Origin of the sequence: Hydrogenophaga sp. (assembly GCF_041633695.1) — a bacterium.
Taxonomy (GTDB): domain Bacteria; phylum Pseudomonadota; class Gammaproteobacteria; order Burkholderiales; family Burkholderiaceae_C; genus Hydrogenophaga.
The window spans coordinates 1-4642 of record NZ_JBFJMY010000335.1 but is presented as its reverse complement, the minus strand read 5'-3'; the positions used below and the strand labels follow the sequence as shown (position 1 = coordinate 4642).

Sequence of the window (4642 nt, the reverse complement as noted above, 5' to 3'; positions counted from 1 at the left end):
GTACCAGCGCCAGGCCAAACCCGCCGTGAACAGCACCTCCAGTGTCAGCATGAGCGAGGCGCTGGAGCCGCTGGTGCGCTGCAAACCCCAGGCCAGTGCAACCGGGCCCAACACGGCACCGAACGCCGCCATGGCGAACAGGCGTGGCCCATCGGCCGGCTGCAAAGGGGCTTCCCGGTGCGCGCCGCGCCGCGTGACCAGGGCCACCAGTGTCGCCCCTGCGTACAACAAGGCCGCCGTGCTGAAGGCCCCCAGGCCTTCGCCAAAACGCTGCACCAGGGGTGTGCTGAGCCCAAACAAGGCAGCAGCCAGCAAGGCCAGAAAACTTCCGCGCGCTGCGGGCGCCGAGACAAAGCCATTCATCGGCCAATTTTAGGCCCGCACCACCAGCGGGCAGGCTGCTCACCGCCCCTGGCGCCACTGCTGGCGCCAAATGCGTTCCAGCTCCCCTGCCAACGGCCGCGACGGGCCACCCACCAGGCTGGCGCGGCCCCCCTGGTACACCAGCCCCTGGACGCGGCCACCCGCTGCGTCGTACAGCATCACCGCGTTGTTGTCGCCACAATCGTGCGGCTTGCAGAAAGCGGCCATCTGGTAGTCCGCGCCCTCCAGGCGCATGGGCGCCAGCTCCGGGGCCGGGCCGTTCACGGCGGTCAGCCAGCGTTCGCGCGCCAGTGGCCCCAGGGCCTTGAGGTAGGCGGCTTTGAAGCGCGGGTCGCGGATCAGCTCGGACGGGTATTTGGCCTGGCCCGCCGCCACCGGTTTTTGCGCGTCTTTCTGCGCCTGCTGTTCTTGCCGCGCCTGCCCGGCCACGCGCTGGTTGGTGGCGGCGTCGCAGCTGCGGTAGCTGGCTCTGGCGAGCACCGGCCCCAGGTTGACCAGCACCGGTTTGTCGCCATCGATGCGGATGTATTGGCCCTTGGCGTCGCCATACACCACGAACAGCAGGCTGTGTTGCTGCTTCACCTGCCCCATCAAGGCCACCAGATAGCCCGCCGGGGGCGATTGACCAAAGTAGGAATACGCCGCCTGCACCTGCTGCGCGACCAGCCGCCGGCTCCCTTGTTCCACCGCCATGGCCTGCGGCTCGACCCGCAAACGGGGCGACTGCGGGTTGGCGCAGTCGATGGCGTACACGCCGCCGTAGTTTTTCATGACGTCGGCATTGAATCCGGTCTGGGCCACCGCCGTTTCAGCGACCCCCAAAAACAGTGCCAACAGCAACGCCAAACGCAAAACCAGTTTGTACGACGTCATGGTGAGGCCTCCAAGCTATCCCGCATGTTAGGACCGAGCCACGCCGGTCGTCCATCGCCGATCGTCGGCTCGCACCACCAAGCCGTAAGATCACCCTGTGCCCACCCCTGCCCCCGCTTCCATGCCCCAGATCGCCCTGCGCGTGCTCAGCATCATCCCGCCGATGACTCAGCTGAACACGCCCTACCCCTCCACCGCCTACCTCACCGGCTTTTTGCGCTCGCGCGGCGTGCCCGCCGTGCAAGAAGACCTGGCACTGGCGCTGGTGCTGCAGCTCTTCACCCCCGGCGGGCTGGACAAGGTGCATGCCCAGGCACTGAAACAGGCCGAAAGCGAACGCTCGGCCAGCGTGCACGCCTTTCTCGACCAGTTCGAACGCTACCGCTCCACCGTCGGCCCCACCATCGCCTTTCTGCAAGGGCGCGACGCCACGCTGGCGCACCGCATGGCCGCCGGCAACTACCTGCCGGAGGGGCCGCGCTTTGCCGCGCTCGACGCCTATGGCGACGAAGATGGCGGCGACCCCTTGGCTTGGGCCTTTGGCGCTCTGGGTCTGCAAGACCGCGCCCGCCACCTCGCCACCCTGTACCTCAACGACCTGGCCGATGTGCTGCGCGATGCCGTGGACCCGCGCTTCGAATTCGTGCGCTACGCCGAAGCCCTGGCCAGCAGCCAGCCCAGCTTCGACCCGCTGGCACAGGCCCTGAGTGCACCACCCACCCTGGTGGACGAACTGCTGCACGAACTGACACTGGCAGCACTGCACAAACACCAGCCACAAGTGGTGCTGCTCTCGGTGCCGTTTCCGGGCGCCGTGTACGCCGCGCTGCGCATCGCACAAAGCATCAAGGCGCACGCGCCTTCGGTGCACATCGCGCTGGGGGGTGGCTTCGTCAACACCGAACTGCGCGAGCTGAGCGACCCGCGCGTGTTCGACTTTGTCGACTTCGTGACCCTGGACGCGGGCGAACGGCCGGTGCTGGCGCTGCTGGAGCACCTGAGCGGCAAACGCGGCGCGCAACGCCTGGTGCGCACATTCGTGCGTAACGCAGCGGGTGCGGTGCAATACGTGAACCTGGCCGAACCCGACATCCCGTTTGAAGACGTGGGCACACCCACCTGGGACGGCCTGCCGCTGGACCGCTACCTGAGCCTGCTCGACATGCTCAACCCCATGCACCGCCTCTGGAGCGACGGGCGCTGGAACAAGCTCACCGTGGCCCACGGTTGTTACTGGAAAAAGTGCAGCTTCTGCGATGTGAGCCTGGACTACATCGGCCGCTACGAAACCGCCACCGCCACCCAACTGGCCGACCGCATACAAGCCATCGTCGAAGAAACCGGCCAGACCGGCTTCCATTTTGTGGACGAAGCCGCGCCACCCAAAGCGCTCAAAGCCCTGGCCCAGGAGCTGATCCGCCGCCAGCTGTCCATCTCGTGGTGGGGCAATATCCGCTTCGAAAAAACCTTCACCCCCGAGCTGGCCGAGCTGCTGGCGCAAAGCGGCTGCATCGCCATGAGCGGCGGCCTCGAAGTCGCCAGCGACCGCTTGCTCACGCTCATGAAAAAAGGCGTGAGCGTGGAGCAGGTGGCACGCGTCACCAAAGGCTTTTCAGACGCCGGCATTCTGGTGCACGCCTACCTGATGTACGGCTTTCCCACCCAGACCCTGCAAGACACGGTGGACGCGCTGGAATACGTGCGCCAGCTGTTTGAAAACGGCTGCATACAAAGCGGCTTCTTCCACCGCTTCACCTGCACCGTGCACTCCCCCGTGGGCAAAGACCCAGCCGCCTATGGCATCCGGCTGATCGACCTGCCGCCGGTGAGTTTTGCCAAAAACGACATCGGCTTCATAGACCCCACCGGCGTCGACCACGACGCACTGGGCCTGGGCCTGAAAAAGGCCATCTACAACTACATGCACGGCCTGTGTGTGGAAGACGATGTGCGCCGGTGGTTTGACCACATGCCCCAGAAAATCCCCAAGGCAACGGTGAGCCGGCACCGCATTGGCAAAGCGCTCAGCGCCATGGCCTGAAGCCGAACAAAAAGACGTAAGCCACGCATTGCGTGGCTTTCCATTTGGTGCATCTTTCAGCTTGTTAGCGTCCAGAGCTCATATCCCAATCGTATAAACGCCGACATCGTAGCACATCGTGTTACAAAGCAAGCTATTTCACGAAAGGGAGGCAAAAAAATGCCACAAATGCGCTACCGGCTCGCGCTAGATCTGGGCAGCACTTCGCTGGGCTGGGCGATTCTCCGACTCAATGCGGACCATCCCCCGGCACCGGTGGCGGTCATCAAGGCGGGCTCCCGCATCTTCAGCGACGGCCGCAACCCCAAAGACGGCTCTTCGCTCGCCGTCACCCGGCGCGATGCCCGCGCCATGCGCCGCAGGCGCGACCGCCTGCTCAAGCGCAAAGCCCGCATGATCCGCACCTTGGTCGCACACGGCTTTTTCCCGCAGGACGACAAAGCACGCAAAGCGCTGCAAACCCTCAACCCCTACGCTCTGCGTGCCAAGGGGCTGGACGAAGCGCTCAAACCCGAAGAATTTGCCCGCGCCCTTTTCCACATCAACCAGCGGCGTGGCTTCAAGAGCAACCGCAAGACCGACAAAAAAGACAACGACAGCGGTGCGCTGAAGACGGCCATCAACAAACTGCGCCAGGCCATGTTGGAGGAACACTGCCGCACCGTGGGCGAATGGCTGCACAAGCGCGACGCCAACGGCAAGACCGTGCGCGCCCGCTACCGCCAACAGCGGGTGGAAAAAGAAGACGGCAAAACCCGCATCGACAAAAGCTACGACCTCTACATCGACCGCGCCATGATCGCGGCCGAATTCGACGCCATTTGGGCCAAGCAGGCCGAGTTGAACCCAGCGCTGTTTCACGAGACCGCGCGCGCGGAATTGAAGGACTGCCTGCTGCACCAGCGCCCGCTCAAACCGGTGAAACCCGGGCGCTGCACCCTGCTGCCCGACGAGGAACGCGCGCCGTTGGCTTTGCCCAGCCAGCAACGCTTTCGCATCTACCAGGAGGTGAACCACCTGCGCATCTTGCGCGAAGGCATGAAGGAAGAAGCGCTGAGCCTGGAGCAGCGCGACCGGCTCGTGGAGGCGCTGGACCAAAACCACAAGCGCAGCTTCACCCAGATCAAGACGCTGCTGGAGCTGGGCGGCGCTGTGCAGTTCAACTTCGAAGACCCGAAGCGGCAAGAGCTCAAGGGCAATACCACCAGCGCCAACTTGAGCAAGAAAGACCATTTTGGCGCTGCGTGGTTCGACTTTTCCGAAGCGCTGCAAGACCGCATCGTGCAACAACTCGTCACCGAGGAAAACGAAGCCGCGCTGATCGCGTGGCTGCAAACGCAAACC

4 protein-coding genes are annotated in these 4642 nt (G+C 64.4%); 2 read left to right on the top strand and 2 right to left on the bottom strand.

Annotation, left to right across the window (positions count from 1 at the left end; all coding sequences use genetic code 11):
* A partial coding sequence (locus tag ABYB95_RS17345) for an EamA family transporter (RefSeq protein ID WP_372659806.1) occupies window positions 1-363 on the bottom strand: 363 nt, incomplete at its 3' end.
* 39 nt (window positions 364-402) lie between these two features.
* A complete protein-coding gene (locus ABYB95_RS17340) occupies window positions 403-1257 on the bottom strand; it encodes an Ivy family c-type lysozyme inhibitor (protein ID WP_372659805.1) in 855 nt (284 codons plus the stop codon).
* A gap of 121 nt (window positions 1258-1378) precedes the next feature.
* On the opposite strand from ABYB95_RS17340, the gene ABYB95_RS17335 reads away from it, so the two are divergent.
* Entirely contained in the window at window positions 1379-3298 is a 1920-nt protein-coding gene (locus ABYB95_RS17335; RefSeq protein ID WP_372659804.1) for a radical SAM protein, read from the top strand.
* A 159-nt stretch (window positions 3299-3457) separates the two neighbouring features.
* A partial coding sequence (gene cas9 / locus ABYB95_RS17330) for a type II CRISPR RNA-guided endonuclease Cas9 (protein WP_372659803.1) occupies window positions 3458-4642 on the top strand: 1185 nt, incomplete at its 3' end.

What these genes read in the sequence shown, in the direction of transcription:
- ABYB95_RS17340 (WP_372659805.1), bottom strand. Translation starts at nt 1,257, where the DNA reads ATGACGTCGTACAAACTGGTTTTGCGTTTGGCGTTGCTGTTGGCACTG.
- ABYB95_RS17335 (WP_372659804.1), top strand. Translation starts at nt 1,379, where the DNA reads ATGCCCCAGATCGCCCTGCGCGTGCTCAGCATCATCCCGCCGATGACT.